Source organism: Caulobacter sp. GW822-FHT07D08 (assembly GCF_058798735.1).
This window is the reverse complement of sequence record NZ_JBXAKU010000001.1, coordinates 574,771-592,116: the sequence shown is the minus strand read 5'-3', so window position 1 is coordinate 592,116 and position 17,346 is coordinate 574,771. Positions and strand designations below refer to the sequence as shown.

The following is a 17,346-nucleotide window of genomic DNA, read 5'->3' as shown; positions in this document are numbered from 1 at the left end:
TGTTGAGGCTCCGGCCTCGCGACTCTAACACTTGTTTGAGCGCGACGATCCGGGAGCCTTCGCATGACCACCGCCTATCTCTGTGACGGCCTCCGCACACCTATCGGTCGCTACGGCGGCGCGCTCTCCAAGGTTCGGGCCGACGACCTGGCGGCCATCCCGCTGAAGGCCCTGGCCGCGCGCAACGCCGGCCTCGATCTTGAAGCCCTCGATGAGGTGGTGCTGGGCTGCGCCAACCAGGCCGGCGAGGACAACCGCAACGTCGCTCGTATGGCCCTACTCTTGGCCGGCTATCCGGTCGGCGTGCCGGGCGTGACCGTCAACCGCCTCTGCGCTTCGGGCCTGGAGGCCATCGGCTACGCGGCTCGCGCCATCCTGTCGGGCCACAACGACCTGCTGATCGCCGGCGGTGTCGAGAGCATGAGCCGCGCGCCGTTCGTGATGGGCAAGGCCGACAGCGCCTTTTCGCGCAACGCCGAGATCTTCGACACCACCATCGGCTGGCGCTTCATCAACCCGGCCATGCGCAAGGCCTATGGCGTCGATTCCATGCCCGAGACCGCCGAGAACGTCGCCGCCGACTACGGTGTGAACCGCGAGGACCAGGACGCCTTCGCCCTGCGCAGCCAGCAGCGGGCCGCCGCCGCCCAGGCCAACGGCTTCCTGGCCGGCGAGATCACCCCCGTCGAGATTCCCGGCAAGGCCGGCCCGACGATCGTCGAGCGCGACGAGCATCCGCGCGAGACCACGCTCGAAGCCCTGGCCAAGCTGAAGCCCGTCGTCCGCGAGGGCGGCACGGTGACGGCCGGCAACGCCTCGGGCGTCAATGACGGCGCGGTGGCGCTGATCGTCGCCTCCGAGGACGCCGTCAAGCGCCACGGCCTGACGCCGCGCGCTCGGATCACTGGCTACGCCACCGCTGGCGTCGCGCCGCGTGTCATGGGCGTCGGCCCGGTCCCGGCAGTGCGCAAGCTGCTGGCCAAGACCGGCCTGTCGATCGGCGACTTCGACACCGTTGAGCTGAACGAGGCCTTCGCCGCCCAGGGGCTGGCGGTGTTGCGTCAGTTGGGCCTGCCCGACGACGGCGCCCACGTGAACCCGAACGGCGGCGCCATCGCCCTGGGCCACCCGCTCGGCGCCTCCGGCGCGCGGCTGGTGCTGACCGCCCTTCGCCAATTGGAGGCGACCGGCGGCAAGCGCGGTCTGGCCACCCTCTGCATCGGCGTCGGCCAGGGCGCGGCGCTGTCGTTCGAGCGCGTCTAGTGTCGCTGGCCGATCCGGAACTGATCGAGGCCCTGCGCCAGACGGTGCGGGCCCTGTGCCGTGACTTCCCGCCGCCCTACTGGCGCGCCCTGGATCGCGAGAAGGCCTATCCGACCGAGTTCGTGGCCGCCATGACCCAGGCCGGACTGCTGGGCGTGCTGATCCCCGAGGCGTATGGCGGCGGCGGCCTGGGCCTGACAGCGGCCGCGGCGATCCTGGAGGAGGTCCACGCCAGCGGCGGCAACGCCGCCGCCGTGCACGCCCAGATGTACACGATGGGCACGGTGCTGCGGCATGGCTCACCTGAGCAGAAAGAGACCTGGCTGCCGAGGATCGCCGACGGGTCGATCCGCCTGCAGGCCTTCGGCGTCACCGAGCCGACGGCCGGCACCGACACCACCTCGATCTCGACCTTCGCCCGCCGCGAGGGCGACACCTATGTGGTCAACGGCCAGAAGGTCTGGACCAGCCGGGCCGAGCACTCCGACCTGATGGTCCTGCTGGCCCGCACCACGCTCAAGGACCAGGTCGCCCGCAAGGCGGATGGCCTGTCGGTGTTCCTGGTCGACATGCGCGAGGCCAAGGGTCGAGGCCTCTCGATCAGCCCGATCGCCACCATGCTGAACCACGCCACGACCGAGGTCTTCTTCGACAATCTGGTGATCCCCAAGGGCAGCCTGATCGGCGAGGAGGGCAAGGGCTTCCGCTATATCCTGGATGGCATGAACGCCGAGCGGATCCTGATCGGGGCCGAGTGCCTGGGCGACGCCGCCTGGCTGATCGGCAGGGCGCGCGACTACGCCAACAGTCGCGTCGTGTTCGGCCGCCCGATCGGCCAGAACCAGGGCGTTCAGTTCCCGATCGCCCGCGCCTACGCCCAGGCCCACGCCGCCCGCCTGACGGTCTATGACGCCGCCGCCCGCTACGACGCCGGGCTTGCGTGCGGCGAGCAGGCCAACATCGGCAAGATGCTGGCCTCGGAGGCCTCGTGGGCGGCGGCCGACATGTGCCTGCAGACCCACGGCGGCTTCGGCTTCGCCGAGGAGTACGACATCGAGCGCAAGTTCCGCGAGACGCGGCTCTACCAGGTGGCGCCGATCTCGACGAACCTGATCCTGGCCTATGTCGCCGAGCACGTGCTCGGCCTGCCCCGCTCGTACTGATGCAAAGGCGGCGGACGACGGTCCTGGCGGCCTCGGACCTGGCGCGCCTGGCGGCGGCGCTGGACCGGCCGACGCCGGCCGCGGTCCCGCCCGCCTGGCACTGGGGATGCCTGGCCGAACCGATCCCGCGCGCCGATCTCGGCCCCGACGGCCATCAAAGGCGCGGCCTGTTCCTGCCGGCCATCGAAGCGCCTCGGCGGATGTTCGCGGCGGCTGACCTTCGGTTTACAAAACCGCTGTACCCCGGCCTCGAAACCGAACTCGTCGAGACCATCGACAGTGTCGAGGAGAAGCCGGGCGCGAGCGGTCCGCTGACCTTCGTCACCGTCGATCGAACGTTCAGCCAAGCTGGGGAAATCCGCGTCACCGAGCGGCAGACGATCGTCTATACCGCCGCCCCGCCCGCGCCGCGCACGCCCGACGCCGAGCTTCCTCAGGCTGAGTGGAGCCGCGACACGCCGACCGATCCGGTGCTGCTGTTCGCCTTTTCGGCGGCGACCGCGAACAGTCATCGCATCCACTACGACCTGCCCTACGCGACTGAGGTCGAAGGCTATCCGGGCCTCGTCGTCCATGGTCCGCTGATCGCCCTGCTGCTGCTCGAGGCCATGCCCGCCCGGCCGCTGACGCGCTTTTCGTTCAGGGCCCTCAAGCCCGCCTTCGCCGGCGATACGATCACGGCCAAGGGCCGCCTGACCGATGACGGCGCGGCGCTGTGGGCGGAGGTCGATGGGGCCGTGGTGATGAAGGCGACGGCCACCTTCTAGGCCGCCCTACTCCTCCAGCGTCGACGTATCGAACCCGTGGTACAGCGACAGGAACCGGAACGGGTGGCCCTCGACATATTCCTTGAACATCACGTTGTTGATGTCGCTCTGGGTGTCGAAGGTTCCCACCTTCGCCCCCGGGGCGTGCAGCTCCAGGTGACGGCGGGCCAGGTTCAGGGCGACCTGGTCGATCCAGCGGGTGACGGTGGCGCGCGACAGCCGCTCGTCCAGATAGGCGCGCAGCCAGCGCAGCAGGATCGACGTCTCCGGCGTGGGACGCGCCAGCACCAGGTTGGCGGTGATCCGCGAACCGGCCTGGAAATTCTTGTCGTTCAGGTTCAGCACCAGATCGGCGTCGGTCCACTGCTCCAGCAGGTCGGCGACGCCGCGCTGCAGCAGCAGGTCGATGTCCGACACAAAGACGGGCCGTTGCAGCAGGTCCAGCAACCCTCCCAGGCGCTGGAACCGCACCGACTGGTAGTGGGCGACCGGGATCTCGATCAGCCCCTTCGGCGGCGCCTCGAAGCACTGGGTGGTCACCGCCGAAGCGTCGAAGTCGTCGCCGACGAACACCACCCGCGGATCGTGGATCCGCACCGTCGCGGCGGCCTCGGCCAGCTTGCCCGCGCCGCCGATCACATGGATCATCACCAGGAACGGCACGTCGCCGTGCTTCAGCACCGACAGCGCCAGCCAGCGGCCGTAGAGTTCGACATAGCGGGGATCGCCCGCCGCGAAGAATACCACCCGCGCGCCCAGGGCGTCCGCGTGGGCCTTCAGGCCCTCGTCGTCCAGGGTCTGGCCATCCCCGGTCAGGAAGGTGCGCGGGCCGTCGTCCGGCGCGGGCGGGGTCGGCCCATCGAGATCCGCTCCGGTCAGGGCCTCCATCACCGCGCGGTAGTGGTTAACCCAGTCGCCCCACTCCGGGCCGGGCGACTCCATGCCCATGGCCGCGGCCTCGGCCAGCAGCAGTTCGAACAGTTCGACACGCTCGCGGGTCAGGGGCTCGCAGAGGATCAGGCTGACGGCGTCATGGTAGAACTTCATCCGGCCCAGCGGATGCAGGCCCGACTGCGTATCGCGCGCGGTGGCGATGGCCTTGCTCAGCTCGGCGGCGACGTCCAGCGCCGTTTCCGCCGACGGCGCGGCGCCGGGCGGTGCCTCGGCCGGCACGCCCTCGAAGAAGCGGCCCAGCAGGGCCAGGGCCTGGGCGCCGACCGGCAAGGTTCCCTCGCCCAGCATCACCGCGAAGTTCAGGCCGCCGCGCCAGCCGACCTGCAGCTCGAAACGCTGCGGGGCCTGCGCCCACACAGCCTCGCCCGGAAAGGTCAGGTGCTCGAGCAGCGGGGTCTTGGGGGCCAGCACTAGGGCGCCGTCCAGGTGGTCGGCGGCCCAGCGGTGATGGGCGAAGCCACGATAGGCGCCCTCGGGCTTGAGGGCCTCCAGATAGCGTGACGGCGTGGTGATCCAGCCGGCCTCGGCGATCAGCGGCAGGCGCTCAAGCAACACGGACGGCCGGGCCAGGGTCTGGACCACATGCGTGGCCAGCACACAGTCGAAGCGGCCCTCGCGCGCCACATGGGCCAGCACGGCGCGATAGGTCTCGGGATCGGAGAGGTCGCCGGGGAAATCGGCGTCCGCCCCGCCCAGCGCGGCGTCGCGCAGATCGTCCGGCCAACGGGGCGGGCCGGCGCCGACCACCAGAATTCGGTAATCCGGGTCCTGCGCCTTGCATCGCCGGAGCTGGTCCACGAGACCCGATAGATCGCCCAGGCTCGCCAACTGGCCGAACTGCGACGGCCGCGTCGCGCGACGTTCGAACAGATCGGCCGGCGAGACTTGGCTCACGAAGCGCCGCCTTCCCAGAGCCGGCCATCGGCGGGGATGGTCTTGACCTGGTCGCGCCGCGCCAACTCGTGGCGGTAAAGGGCGTGCAGGTCGGGCTCGGTCTGCATCTCGCGATCGTCGCGGTCCAGCGACAGGCCGATGCGGAAGTAGGTGTCGAGATTGGTCAGGTTCGGGCGCGGCCTCTGGCCGGCCTGATGCTCGGCGATCATCTCGTCGTAAAGCGCTTCCAGCTTGCCGGCCAGCAGGTCCATGTCGAACAGCACGCAGCTATCGCGGTTGGCCTCCAGCGTGTCGCGCAGAGCCCGGGCCTTGGCGCGGTCGGCGCCGAGCTCGACGGCCTTCTCGACATAGGCCTCCGCGCTGTCGACGACCAGTTCGGGCAGGCCGGCGCTACGCACCAGGCTGCCGCAGACCCGCGAGGCGAAGCAGCGCCCCGACCAGGTCAGGACCGGCACGGCCATCCACAGCGCGTCCGAGGCCGTCGTGTGGGCGCCGTAGGGCGTGGTGTCCAGGAACAGGTCGGCCAGGCGATAGCGGGCCAGGTGGAAGGCGTTCTGCAGCTTTAGGGCGAAGACCAGGCGGGTGCGGTCCACGCCCCGCGCCTCGGCCGCGTCGCGCAGGCGGGCGTTGGTCTCGGGATTGCTGTCCAGCAGCCACAGCACGCTGCCGGGCGTGCGCTTGAGGATCTCCATCCAGCGATCGAAGACGTGCGGCGTGATCTTCTGCGTGCCGTTGAAGCAGCAGAATACGAAGGCGTCCTCGGGCAGGCCGGCCTCGGCGCGGGTCGGGTCGGTCTCCTCCACCTTCCGGCGGCGGTCATTGGGCTGATAGCAGGGGATCCGGCGCACGGCCTCGGAGTAGTAGAGCTCCATCTCCGGCGGGATGATCCACGGGTCGGCGATGATGTAGTGGTGGTAGTCGCTGCCCATCGTCCCCGGATAACCCAGCCAGTTGACGATGATCGGGGCCGGACGGCGGGCGAAGACCGAGGTGCGGGCGTCGCGGGTGTGGCCGTTGACGTCGACCAGGATGTCGATGCCGTCGTCGACGATGCGCTGAGCGGCCTCGTCGTCCGACATCGGGCGGATGTCGGTGAAGTGCTCCGCCGCCGCGCGGATGCGGGTGTTCAGGCCATCACTGGACTCCGGACCGCAGTAGTAGGCGAAGACCTCGACCTTTGACTTGTCGTGAACCTCGAACAGCTCGGCCATCAGGTAGCCGACGGCGTGGTCGCGCAGGTCCGAGGAAATGTAGCCGATGCGCGGACGGCGACCGGCGATGTCGATCGGGGCGTCGCGGCGGTCGACACGGATCTGTTCGGGCGTGACCTTGGCCTCGCGCTCGACGAAGTGGGCGCCCGCGGCCAGCAGCAGCAACGGGTCATCGGTATAGGCGGCGACCGACAGCGGATTGACGCCTTCCAGCAGCGTTTCGCGGGGGACGCGCTCGGTCGGCTGCAGGGCCGGCCACTTGCACAGCGACAGGCGCGTGGCGACCAGCTGGCCGATCACGTCCATGGCCGAGGGGTCCAGCTCGGCGGCGCGCTGCAGGGCCAGTTCGGCGCGGGCCGACTGGTGCATGTCGCCCAGCAGCCGCGCGATCTGCTTGAGGCAGGTGAAGGCGTAGCCGGCGCCCACGCCGCTGATCACGACCTGGCGGTTGGCGCCCGCCTCCCAGGTGGCGACGGCCAGCTCGCCCAGCCCGGCCCGTTCCTGGATGCCGCCCAGGTTCACATAGGCCGGCAGGAAGTCGGGATTGAGCTTGATCGCCTGCTCCAGCGAGGCCGCCGCGCCGGGGTTGTCGCCCAGAGCCGCCTGCAGGACCGCGCGGTTGAACAACGCCACCGACAGTTGCGGGTGCTCGGCGTTGAACTTGATCCAGACCTTGTAGGCCTGGTCGGCAAGAGCTGGCTGGCCCTCCGCGCCAAGTTTCGAGGCAAGGGTGATCAGGTCGCCGAGCGAACATCCCTCGGCGGTCAGCGTGCTGAGCAGGTTCAGCGTATCGATGTCGGCCATTGTCTTCCTGAAACCGATGGGCGGCGGACAGGCGCGCGCGAAAGCGGCGCGCGAGTCAGCGCTGCGTGATCATGGCATGGGGTTTGAAACTCGACCAATGCCCGAGAGCAAGGATCGCAAGCGGTTCGCCGTCCGCGCCTCGGGGAGGCGCGGACGGCGGCCGGGATCAGCTCACGGTCAGGTAGGCCGCGATCTGGGCGTCGCTCAGGCTCTGCACCTGAGCGGTCGTCAGGGCGTTGGCCTGGGTCGTGGTCAGCGCCGCGATGTTGGTCGTCGACAGATAGTCCAGCTGGGTGGCGGTCAGGCCGGAGATCTGCGTGGCCTGCAACTGGCCGATCTGGGTCGTGCTCATCGCGTCGATCACCGTCGTGCCCAGGGCGCCGAGCTGGGTGCTCGTCAGGGCCGACAGCTGCGAGGCCGCCAGGTCGCCCACGTCGGTCACCGACAGGCCCTTGAGTTGCGAAGCCGTCAGCCCCTTCACCTGGGTCGTGGTCAACGCGGCGGTCTGGGTGGCGTCCAGGGCCGAGATGTTGGTCGCCGACATCGCCGCCAGTTGCAGGATGCTCAGCGCCGCGATCTGGGTGTCGATGAACTGGCCGACATCGGCCGGGCTCAAGGCCGCCAGCTGGCTCGGAACGATGCCCTTCACCTGCGTGCTGTTGAGCGCGCCGACCTGCGTGCCAGCCAGGGCCGAGAAGGCCGTGGTCGACAGGGCGCCGACCTGGGTCGCGGCCATCAGGGCGATCTGGCCGGCCGACAGCGTCCCGGCCTGGGCCGCGTTCAAGGCCCCTACCTGCGGCGCCGTCAGGGCGGCGACCTGGGTGTCGGCCAGCTCGCCGATGTCGGTGGTCGACAGACCCTTCACCTGGTCGAGGGTCAGGCCCTTGACCTGCGCCGTCGTCAGCGCGGCGGTCTGGTTGGCGTCGAGAGCCGAGAGGTTGGTCGCCGAGATCTGCGCCAACTGGGTCGGGGCCAGGCTGGCGACCTGGGTCGTCGTCAGCTCGCCGATGTCGGTGGTGTTCAGGCCCTTCAGCTGGTCGGCCGTCAGCCCCTTGATCTGGGTCGTCGTCAGGGCGGCCACCTGGGTGTCGACCAAGGCCGAGAAGGCGGTCGCGCTCAGGGCGCCGATCTGGGCCGCCGACAGCGCGCCGATCTGGGTCTCGTCGAACTCGGCGACGTCAGTGACCGTCAGCCCCTTGACCTGAGCCGTCGTCAGACCCTTCAGCTGCACCGAGGTCAGCACGCCCACCTGGGTGGCGCTCAGGTTCGAGAAGCCGGTCGGCGTCATGCCGCCTAGCTGGGTCGAGCTGAGAGCCTGCACCTGGGTGTCGGCCAGGGCGGCGATGTTGGCGGTGTTCAGACCGCCCATCTGCAGCGCCGTCAGACCCTTGATCTGGGTCGTCGAAAGGGCGGCCAACTGGGTGTCGCGCATCAGCGAGACGTTGGTGGACGAGATCGCGCCCAGCTGGGTGGCCGTGAGGCCGCCAACCTGGGTGGTCGACAGTTCCTGCAACTGGCTCGGGACCAGGGCGCTGATCTGGGCCGCCGCGAGTTGACCGATCTGGGTCGCCGACAGCTCATCGATGTCGGTGACCGACAGACCCTTCAGCTGGGTGGCGTTCAGCGCCTGGAGCTGGGTGTTGACCAAAGCCCCGACCTGGGTGCTGGAAAGCGCCGAGATGTTGGTCGCCGACAGCTGCTTCATCTGATCCGCGGTCAGAGCCCGGATCTGGGTGGTCGAGAACTCGCCGATGTCGTTGGTCGTCAGGCTTTGCAGTTGGCTGGCCGCGATGCCCTTGACCTGGGTGGCGTTCAGCGCCGCGACCTGGGTCTGGTTCAGCAGCGAGAAGCCCGTGGTGCTGAACGCGCCGACCTGCAGGGCCGAGAGCCCCTGGATCTGGGTGTCGGCCAGACGGTCGAGCGCGCCGCCCTGGGCGAAACCCTTGATCTGGGTGGCGGTCAGGCCCTTGACCTGGGTCGAGGTGATCGCCGCGAACTTGGTCTCGCTCAGGTTGTTAAAGGACGTGGCCTCGAAGCCGCCGAGCTGGGTCGGGCTGAGCGCGCCAATGGCCGTCTCGCTCAGATCCAACGCGTCATAGCCCATGCCGCTGATCTGGGTCGCCGTCAGGCCCTTGACCTGAGTGGTGGTCAGGGCGGCGGTCTGGGTCTGGTACAGCGACCTCAGGTTGGTCGTCGACAGCGCGCCGATCTGGGTGGACGACAGCGCGGCGACATTGGTGTCGCCGAAGGCGCCCAGGATGCCCTGCGGCAGCGCGCCGATCTGGATCGCCGTGAGGCCCGGGATCTGACTGGCTTGCAGGTCGTCATAGAAGGAGTTGGCGAAGTTGCTGATGGCTTCCTTCTTGATCGCGCCGATCTGGCTGGTGGTCAGCGACTTCACCGCCGTTGCGTCGAGCGCGCTGATATTGGTCGCATTGAGCGCGCCGATCTGCGCCGTCGTCAGACTGCTCAGCTGCGTGCCGGTCAGCTCGTGCAGCATATTGCCGGCGGAGCCGCCAATCTGAGCGACGGTCAGCGCCTTAAGCTGGGTCGCCGTCAAGGCCTGGGCCTTGGTCCTGTCCAGGTTGTCCAGCATGGTCGTCGACAGCGCCGACAGCAGGCTGGTCGATATGGAGGCCGCCTGGGTCTCGTCGATATACAGCAGGAAGGAGCCCGACAGACCGTTCGCCTGCGTGCCGGTCAGACCCGCCATTTGGGTGGTCGTCAAGGCGTCGATCTGGGTCGGATCCAGGGCGTTCAGGGCGGTGGTGGTCAGCGCCCCCAGCTGGCTGGCGGACAGCTTGGCCACCGCGGTCGAGAACTCGGAGGTGTTGAAGCCGTCCAGCGCCTTCAGCTGGGTGGCCGTCAGGCCCTTGACCTGGGTCGCGGTCAGGCTCTGCACCTGGGTCCCGTCCAGGGCCAGGAAGGCGGTGTTGCTGAGCGCGCCCACCTGGCTGGCGGTCAGGCCGGCCAGTTGGGTCGTCGACAGCTCCTGCACCTGGGTGCCGGCCAGGGCGCCGATCTGCAGGGCCGAGAGCGCGCCGATCTGGGTCGAAGACAGCTCGTCGATGTCCGTGACCGACAGACCCTTCAGCTGGGTGGCGTTCAGCGCCTGGATCTGGGTGTTGGCCAGAACCGCGACCTGGGTGTCGGCCAGGGCCGAGATGCTGGCCGCCGAGAGGTTTTTCACCTGGTCGGCCGTCAGGGCCTGGATCTGGGTCGTCAGCAGCTCGCCGACGTCGGTGACGGTCAGGTTCTTCAGCTGGTCAGCGGTCAGACCCTTGATCTGGGTCGTCGTCAGGGCCGCGACCTGATTGGCGTCCAGGGCCGAGAAGCCGGTGGCCGTCAGCGCGCCGACCTGCGCCGCCGAGAGCGCATTGACCTGGGTGGTCGACAGTTCACCGACGTCGGTGACCGTCAGCGCCTTCAGTTGGTTGGCCGAGACGCCCTTGATCTGGGTGGTCGACAGCGCGCCGACCTGGGTGGCGTCCAGAGCCGAGAAGCCCGTGGCCGAGAGCGCGCCCAGCTGGGTCGGCGTCAGGGCCTTGACCTGGGTCGTGGAGAACTCGGCGATGTCGGTGGCGTTCAGCGCTCCCAGCTGCGAGGCGGTCAGACCCTTGATCTGGGTGTCGTTCAGCGCGCTGACCTGGGTGGCGTCCCAAGCGGCGAACTTGGTCGCGCCCAGCGCGCCGATCACCGAGGCGCTGAGGCCCGAGATCTGGGTGGTGGACAGGTCCGCGACGTTCAGCGCCGCGATCTGGCCGCTCGACAGCGCGCCGATCTGGGTCTGGTTCAGCTGGCCGATGTCGGTGACGGTCAGGCTGGCGATCTGGGTGTTGGTCAGCCCCTTCATCTGGCTTGTCGTCAGAGCCGCGGTCTGCGTCGCGTCCAGGGCCGAGAGATTGGCGGGCGAGAGGTTCTTGATCTGGTCGGCGCCCAGGGCGCCGATCTGGGTCGAAGACAGCTCGCCCACGTCGGTGAGGGACAGACCGCTGATCTGGGCGGCGGTCAGGCCCTTCATCTGGGTCGCCGTCAGCGCCGCCACCTGGGTGTCGACCAGGGCCGAGAAATTGGCGGCCGACAGCGCGCCGATCTGGGCCGTCGACAGGGCCGACAGCTGGGTCGTGTTCAGCTCGCCGATATCGGTGACCGACAGACCCTTCACCTGCGCGGTCGTCAGGCCCTTGATCTGCGTCGCGTTGATCAGCGAGACCTGGGTCGAATTCAGGGCGGAGAAGCTGGTCGCGGCCATGGCGCCCAGTTGGCTCGCGCTCAGCGCCTGGATCTGCGTGTCGGCGAGGGCGGCCACGTTGGTGGTCGTCAGCGCCGCCACCTGGGCGGTGGTCAGGCCTTTCAGCTGGGTCGAGGTCAGGGCGCCCATCTGGGTGGCGTCCATCAGGCTGAAGTTGGTCGCCGTGATCGCGCCCACCTGCGTGCCGGTAAGGGCGCCCAGCTGCGCGGTCGAAAGCTCCTGAACCTGGGTCGAGACCAGAGCGGTCAGCTGGGCCGCGGACAACGCGCCGACCTGGGTCGCCGACAGCTCGTCGATGTCGGAGACCGACAGGCCCTTCAGCTGGGTCGTGTTCAGCGCCTGGATCTGCGTGTTGACCAGGACTGCGATCTGGGTGTCGGCCAGGGCCGAGATGCTCGCCGCCGAGAGGTTCTTGATCTGGTCGGCCGTCAGGGCCGAGACCTGGGTGGTCGACAGCTCGCCGATGTCGGTGACGGTCAGGTTCTTCAGCTGATCAGCCGTCAGGCCCTTGATCTGGCCCGTCGAGATCTGCGCCATCTGGGTGGCGTTCAGGGCCGAGAAGCCCGTCGAGGTCATGGCGCCCAGCTGAGTCGCCGTCAGGGCGCCGATCTGGGTGCCGGCCAGGTCGCCGATGTCGGTGATCGACAGGGCCTTCAGCTGCGAAGAGGTCAGCCCCTTCATCTGCGTGGTCGTCAGGGCCGCCGTCTGGTTCGCGTCGAGCGCGGTGAAAGCCGTCGCCGTCAGGGAGCCGACCTGGGCCGCGCTCAGGGCGCTGATCTGGGTCGTGGCCAGCTCGCCGATGTCGGAGGCCGTCAAGGCGGCCAGTTGAGCGCTGGTCAGGCCTTTGACCTGGCTCTCGGTCAGCGAGCCGACTTGCGTGGCGTCGAGCGCCGCGAAGTTCGTCGCCGACAGCGAACCGACCTGCGTGGCGGTCAGCTGGCTCAGCTGAGCCGTCGAAAGGCTCTTCACGTTGGTCAGGTTCAGAGCCGACAGCTGCGAGGTCGCCAGGGCGCCGATCTGGGTATCGGCCAGTTCGGCGATGTCGCTGGCCGTCATGGCCTGCAGCTGGGCCGCGGACAGACCTCTCACCTGCGTGCTGCTCAGCACCGCGACCTGGGTGTCGACCATCGCCGAGACGGCGGCCGTGCTCAGGTTCTTGATCTGGTCGGCGCTCAGCGCCTTGACCTGGGTGGTGGTCAGCTCGCCGATGTCGGTGGTCGTCAGGTTCTTCAGCTGAACGGCTGTCAGGCCCTTCACCTGGGTTTCGGTCAGGGCCGCCATCTGGTTGGCGTCGAGCGCCGAAAGATTGGTCGAGGACATCGCGCCCAGCTGGGCGGTCGTCAGGGAACGGACCTGGGTGGTAGACAGCTCGCCGATATCGGTGGTCGTCAGCGCCTTGATCTGGTTGGCGGTCAGGCCCTTGATCTGGGTCTCGCTGATCAACGAGACCTGGGTGGCGCTCAGCGAGGAAAAGCTTGTCGTCGAGATGGCGCCCAGCTGCGTCGACGAAAGCCCGCCGATCTGGGTGTCGACCAGGTTGCCGACATTGGCGACGGTCAGAGAGCCCATCTGCTGGGCGGTCAGGCCCTTGAGCTGCGTCGTCGTCAGGGCGCCCAACTGCGTGGCGTCCATCAGGGTCAGGTTGGTCGTGCTGACCGCGCCCAGCTGCGTCGAGGTCAGCCCGCCGATCTGGGTGGTCGTCAGCGACTGCACCTGGGTGGTGGCCAGCACGCCCACCTGGGCGGTCGTCAGGCCGCCGATCTGGGTCGAGGACAGCTCACCGATGTCGGTGACCGTCATGCCGCGGATCTGGGTCGCGCTGATGCCGGCGATCTGGCTGTTGTTCAGCCTGGCGACCTGAGTGTCGGCCAGGGCCGAGAAGGCCGCCGCCGTCAGCGAGCCCAGCTGGTTCGGCAGCAGGGCCCCGACCTGGGTCGTGGACAGTTCGCCCACGTCGGCGGCGCTCAACCCCTTCATCTGGTCGATCGTCAGACCCTTGATCTGGGTCGTCGTCAGCGCCGCCACCTGGGTGTCGGCCAGCGCCGAGATGTTGGTGGAGGTGATGGCGGCCAACTGGCTGGTCGCCAGGGAGCCGATCTGGGTCGTCGTCAGCTCGCCGATGTCGGTGGTCGTCAGCGCCTTCAGCTGGTTGGCCGTCAGACCCTTGATCTGGCTCGTCGACAACGCCGCCACCTGCGTGGCGTCCAGGGCCGAGAACGCGCTCGTGGTCAGCGCGCCCAGTTGCGCGGCCGAAAGAGCGCCGACCTGCGTGGAGGTCAGCTCGCCAACGTCGCCGACGCTCAGGGCGGACATCTGCTGGACCGTCAGGCCCTTGATCTGACTTTCGCTCAGCCCGCCAACCTGGGTCGCGTTCAGGGCCGAGAAGGCGGAGGTCGACAGGGCCGCGACCTGGGTCGAGGCCAGGATGGCGATCTGATCCGTCGACAGCGTAGAAGCCTGACCCGTGGTCAGGGCGCTGAGTTGCGCGACGCTGAGGCCGCCGACCTGGGTCGAGGACAGCTCACCGACGTCGGTGACCGTCAGGGCCTTGATCTGGTCGTTGGTGACGCCCTTGAGCTGGGTCGCCGTCAGCACGGCCATCTGCGTGGCCGCCAGGGCCGAGAACGCGCCCGTGGTCAGCGCGCCCAGTTGCGCGGCCGAAAGAGCGCCGACCTGCGTCGTCGACATCTCGCCGATGTCGGTGGTGGTCAGGCTCTTGACCTGCGCGGCCGTCAGACTCTTGATCTGGGTGGTGGTCAGCGAGCCCATCTGGGTGGCGTCGAGCGCCGACACGTTGGTCGTCGACAGCGCGGCCACGCGGTCGACGCCAAGGGCGGCGATCTGGGTGCCGACCAGCTCGCCGACATCGGCGACGCTTAGCGCTTTCGCCTGGACGACGCTGACGCCCTTGATCTGGTCCTGGCTCAGGGCGGCGATCTGGGTGCCGACCAGACCCGAGAAGTTGGTCGCCGACAGGGCGCCGATCTGGGTCGAGCCGAGGCTGGCGATGTGCGACACGTCGAGGGCCGCGAGCTGGGTCGAAGTGAGCGCGGAAACCTGGTTGGTCGAGAGCTGCGTCAGCTGGGTGACGTCGAAGACCACCGAAGTCGCGAACTTCGGGATCTGGGTGGCGGTAAGCGCCTTGACTTGGGTCGTGCTGAGCGCGGCGACCTGGGTGTCGGCGAGCGCGCCGATCCCCGTCGCGCTGATCGCGGCGATCTGAGACCCGTTGAGCGACTGGATGTCTGTCGTGGACAGCCCCTGGATCGCCGTGATCGAGAGGTTCGAGATCTGCGCTGCAGAAAGGCTCGAGATCGACATTCACCCACCCTTGCTGGCGGACACGCACCTGCGGGCCCGGACGCAAACCATGGAGACGCCCCCCAAAACTCAAGCGCCCCGCGACAAGCCAGACTATGGCCCGATTCCGGTAACCATATTTCCTTTCCAAGTCCTTTCAACGAGACATGCCGACGCAGCGCTATACATGCCACGCGAGTTTACGGACGCACCTATATTTCGGCCTGTTGGATGCGCGCATAAGCCTTATAAAGTAAGGTGTTAGCTTCGTCTTGCACCGTCCGTTCACAGCGCCTGGACACGCGACGTCAAGCTTAGCGCGCGCTTAACGCGAACGCCTTGAAGCGAGGCGTCGGCCGCTTTTTGGCCCAAACTCCTAACGCCACCGATTCGGGTTCAGCCCTGCCCCGCCCCTAGCAGCTCGAAGCTGGCCATCAGGCCGTCGACAGCGGAACTGGCCAGCCAGACGTCGAACATCCCCGGCTCGGCGATCCAGTAATCGTTGTCGCCGACGAACATCAGGTTCTCGCGCTTCAGCTCGAACCGCACCTCGCGCTCGGCTCCAGGAGCCAGGGAGACACGCTGGAAACCCTTCAGCTCGCGCACCGGCCGGGTGCGGCTGGCGACCCGGTCGCGGATGTAGAGCTGGACGACATGGTCGCCGTGCAGGTCGCCGCTATTCTTGACCTTGGCGGTCACGTGCAGCGTGTCGTTCCAGGCCAGGCGCTGCGTGGAGAGCTTCACGTCCGTGACGTCGAAGCGCGTGTAGCTGAGGCCGAAGCCGAACGGATAGAGCGCGTCGTTGCGGATCGACCGCCAGCGCGCCTTGTACTCCTGGCCGTTCGGATCGACCGGGGCCGGGCGGCCGGTGGTGCGGCCGTTGTAGAAGAACGGCTCCTGGCCGCTGTCGATCGGGAAGCTGACCGGCAGTCGGCCCGAGGGGTTCACCACGCCGAACAGTACGTCGGCCACGGCGTTGCCCATCTCGCTGCCCAGGAACCAGGTCGCCAGGATCGCCGGAGCGTCGCGGACCACGCCCTCCAGCTGGATCGCGCGGCCGTGCCGCAACAGGACGACGACCGGCTTGCCCGTCGCGGCGATCGCTTCGGCCAGGCGCTGCTGGACCGGCGGGATGCGGATGTCCGTGCGCGACTTGGCCTCGCCGGTCATGTCCTGGCTCTCACCGACGGCCAGCAGGACGATGTCGGCGGCTTGAGCCGCGGCCACCGCGCGCTCGAAACCGCCGGCGATGGTGGTCTCGACCTCGCAGCCGCGCTCGACGATCAGGCTCGCCGGATCGGCCAGCTGGGCGCGCACGCCGGTGGCCAGATCGACGTTCAGGCGACGGTCCGCGAAGAAGCCGCCCCAGGCCCCCAGCACGTTGTCGCGGTCGTCGGCGAACGGACCGATCAAGGCCAGGCGCTTGCCGGCCTTGGGCAAGGGCAGGAGGGCCTGATCGTTCTTCAAGAGCACGATCGAGCGCGCGCCGGCCTCGCGGCTCAGGGCGCGCAAAGCGGGCGTGGCGGTGCGGGCCGCCTCGTCGCGCGGGTCCAGCGAGCGATAGGGGTTGTCGAAGAGGCCGATCGCCTCCTTCAGGGCCAGAACCCGGCGCACGGCCGCGTCGACCGTAGCCATCGGCACGGCGCCCGAGGCGACCAGTTCCGGAAGGTAACGATTGTAGAGGCCGCTCTGCATGCTCATGTCGACACCCGCCAGGATGGCCAGGCGCGCGGCGTCGCGGTCGTCGGCGGCATAGCCGTGGGCCACCAGCTCCTGGTCAGCCGTGTAGTCCGAGACCACCACGCCCTTGAAGCCCCACTCCCCGCGCAGGATGTCGGTCAGCAGCCTCCTGTTGGCCGTCGCCGGGACGCCGTTGACGTCATTGAAGGCCGACATGGTCGTCAGGGCGCCGGCCGCGAAGGCGGCCTGGAACGGCGGCAGGTGCACCTCGCGCAGGGTGGCGTCCGAGACCTCGACCGAATTGTACTCCAGCCCCGCCATTACCGCGCCATAGGCGGCGAAGTGCTTGGGCGTGGCCAGCATGCTGTCGTCGGCCTTGAGGTCCTTGCCCTGGAAGCCGCGCACGCGGGCGGCGGCCATCACCTCGCCCAGATAGACGTCCTCGCCCGCCCCTTCGGCCACCCGGCCCCAGCGCTGATCCCGGGCGACGTCGACCATCGGCGCGAAGGTCCAGTGCAGGCCCGAGGCTGTCGCCTCCAGAGCGGTGGCGCGGGCGGTGCGCTCGGCCAGGTGCGGGTCGAAGCTGGCGGTCTCGCCCAGGGGGATCGGGAACACGGTGCGGAAGCCGTGGATCACGTCGGCCGCGAACAGCAGCGGGATCTTCAGGCGCGAGTCCTCGATCGCGGCCTTCTGCGTGTCGCGCGCGGTCTGGGCGCCCACCCCGTTGAACAGCATCCCGATCCGGCCGGCCCTCACCTCGGCCAGCAGGATCTCGGCGTTGCGGATATTGACCAGCGGATTGATGTCGCCGATCGGCGGCCGGATCATGTCGGCGAAGCAGGACAGCTGGCCGGCCTTCTCCTCGATCGTCATCTGGGCCAGCAGCCCTTCGATGCGATCCGAAGCCCGGGCGAAGGCGCGGGGGGCGGTGACGGCCAGCCCCATCAGGGCCGTGGCGCTGGACAGGAAGGCGCGCCGGCTCGGCCCCTGCGGGCCGCCGTTCGTCGTCTTCAAAGCCATGGAATCCCCCGGGGACGCTTTACGAGGCCGGCAAAATT

6 protein-coding genes and 1 pseudogene are annotated in these 17,346 nt (G+C 68.7%); 3 read left to right on the top strand and 4 right to left on the bottom strand.

All coding sequences use genetic code 11. The annotated features are described in order from the left end of the window. Nucleotides 1-63: 63 nt before the first annotated feature. The 3 genes from pcaF to AC1RJ9_RS02625 are packed head-to-tail and all read left to right on the top strand — an operon-like array spanning nt 64 to nt 3,193. The gene (gene pcaF, locus AC1RJ9_RS02635; RefSeq protein WP_492834971.1) at nt 64-1,263 is read left to right on the top strand and encodes a 3-oxoadipyl-CoA thiolase; all 1,200 of its coding nucleotides are present in this window, start codon (nt 64-66) and stop codon (nt 1,261-1,263) included. Then, a complete protein-coding gene (locus tag AC1RJ9_RS02630; RefSeq protein ID WP_492834972.1) occupies nt 1,263-2,426 on the top strand; it encodes an acyl-CoA dehydrogenase family protein in 1,164 nt (387 codons plus the stop codon). Before pcaF ends, AC1RJ9_RS02630 begins: the two co-directional genes overlap by 1 nt. Beyond that, nucleotides 2,426-3,193, top strand: a complete 768-nt coding sequence (locus AC1RJ9_RS02625; RefSeq protein WP_492834974.1) for an HTD2 family dehydratase — start codon at nt 2,426-2,428, stop codon at nt 3,191-3,193. Before AC1RJ9_RS02630 ends, AC1RJ9_RS02625 begins: the two co-directional genes overlap by 1 nt. Before the next feature lie 6 nt (nt 3,194-3,199). Here the strand turns inward: AC1RJ9_RS02625 and AC1RJ9_RS02620 are convergent. The 4 genes and pseudogenes from AC1RJ9_RS02620 to AC1RJ9_RS02605 form a co-directional block, all read right to left on the bottom strand. Next, a pseudogene (locus AC1RJ9_RS02620) lies at nt 3,200-5,017 on the bottom strand (FkbM family methyltransferase); the annotation flags it as partial. Nucleotides 5,018-5,037: 20 nt separating this feature from the next. Continuing rightward, complete coding sequence (locus AC1RJ9_RS02615) at nt 5,038-7,056, bottom strand: O-linked N-acetylglucosamine transferase, SPINDLY family protein (protein ID WP_492834976.1); 2,019 nt, start codon at nt 7,054-7,056, stop codon at nt 5,038-5,040. Between the two features lie 166 nt (nt 7,057-7,222). Then, complete coding sequence (locus tag AC1RJ9_RS02610) at nt 7,223-14,629, bottom strand: beta strand repeat-containing protein (protein ID WP_492834978.1); 7,407 nt, start codon at nt 14,627-14,629, stop codon at nt 7,223-7,225. Between the two features lie 375 nt (nt 14,630-15,004). Further along, nucleotides 15,005-17,308 carry a glycoside hydrolase family 3 N-terminal domain-containing protein gene (locus AC1RJ9_RS02605; protein ID WP_492834980.1) on the bottom strand — a complete coding sequence of 768 codons (2,304 nt, stop codon included), beginning with the start codon at nt 17,306-17,308 and terminating at the stop codon, nt 15,005-15,007. Nucleotides 17,309-17,346: the final 38 nt, after the last annotated feature.

Excerpts from the sequence above, each read along its gene's own strand:
- pcaF (WP_492834971.1), top strand. The coding sequence starts at position 64 with ATGACCACCGCCTATCTCTGTGACGGCCTCCGCACACCTATCGGTCGC.
- AC1RJ9_RS02625 (WP_492834974.1), top strand. The coding sequence starts at position 2,426 with ATGCAAAGGCGGCGGACGACGGTCCTGGCGGCCTCGGACCTGGCGCGC.
- AC1RJ9_RS02615 (WP_492834976.1), bottom strand. The coding sequence starts at position 7,056 with ATGGCCGACATCGATACGCTGAACCTGCTCAGCACGCTGACCGCCGAG.
- AC1RJ9_RS02610 (WP_492834978.1), bottom strand. The coding sequence starts at position 14,629 with ATGTCGATCTCGAGCCTTTCTGCAGCGCAGATCTCGAACCTCTCGATC.
- AC1RJ9_RS02605 (WP_492834980.1), bottom strand. The coding sequence starts at position 17,308 with ATGGCTTTGAAGACGACGAACGGCGGCCCGCAGGGGCCGAGCCGGCGC.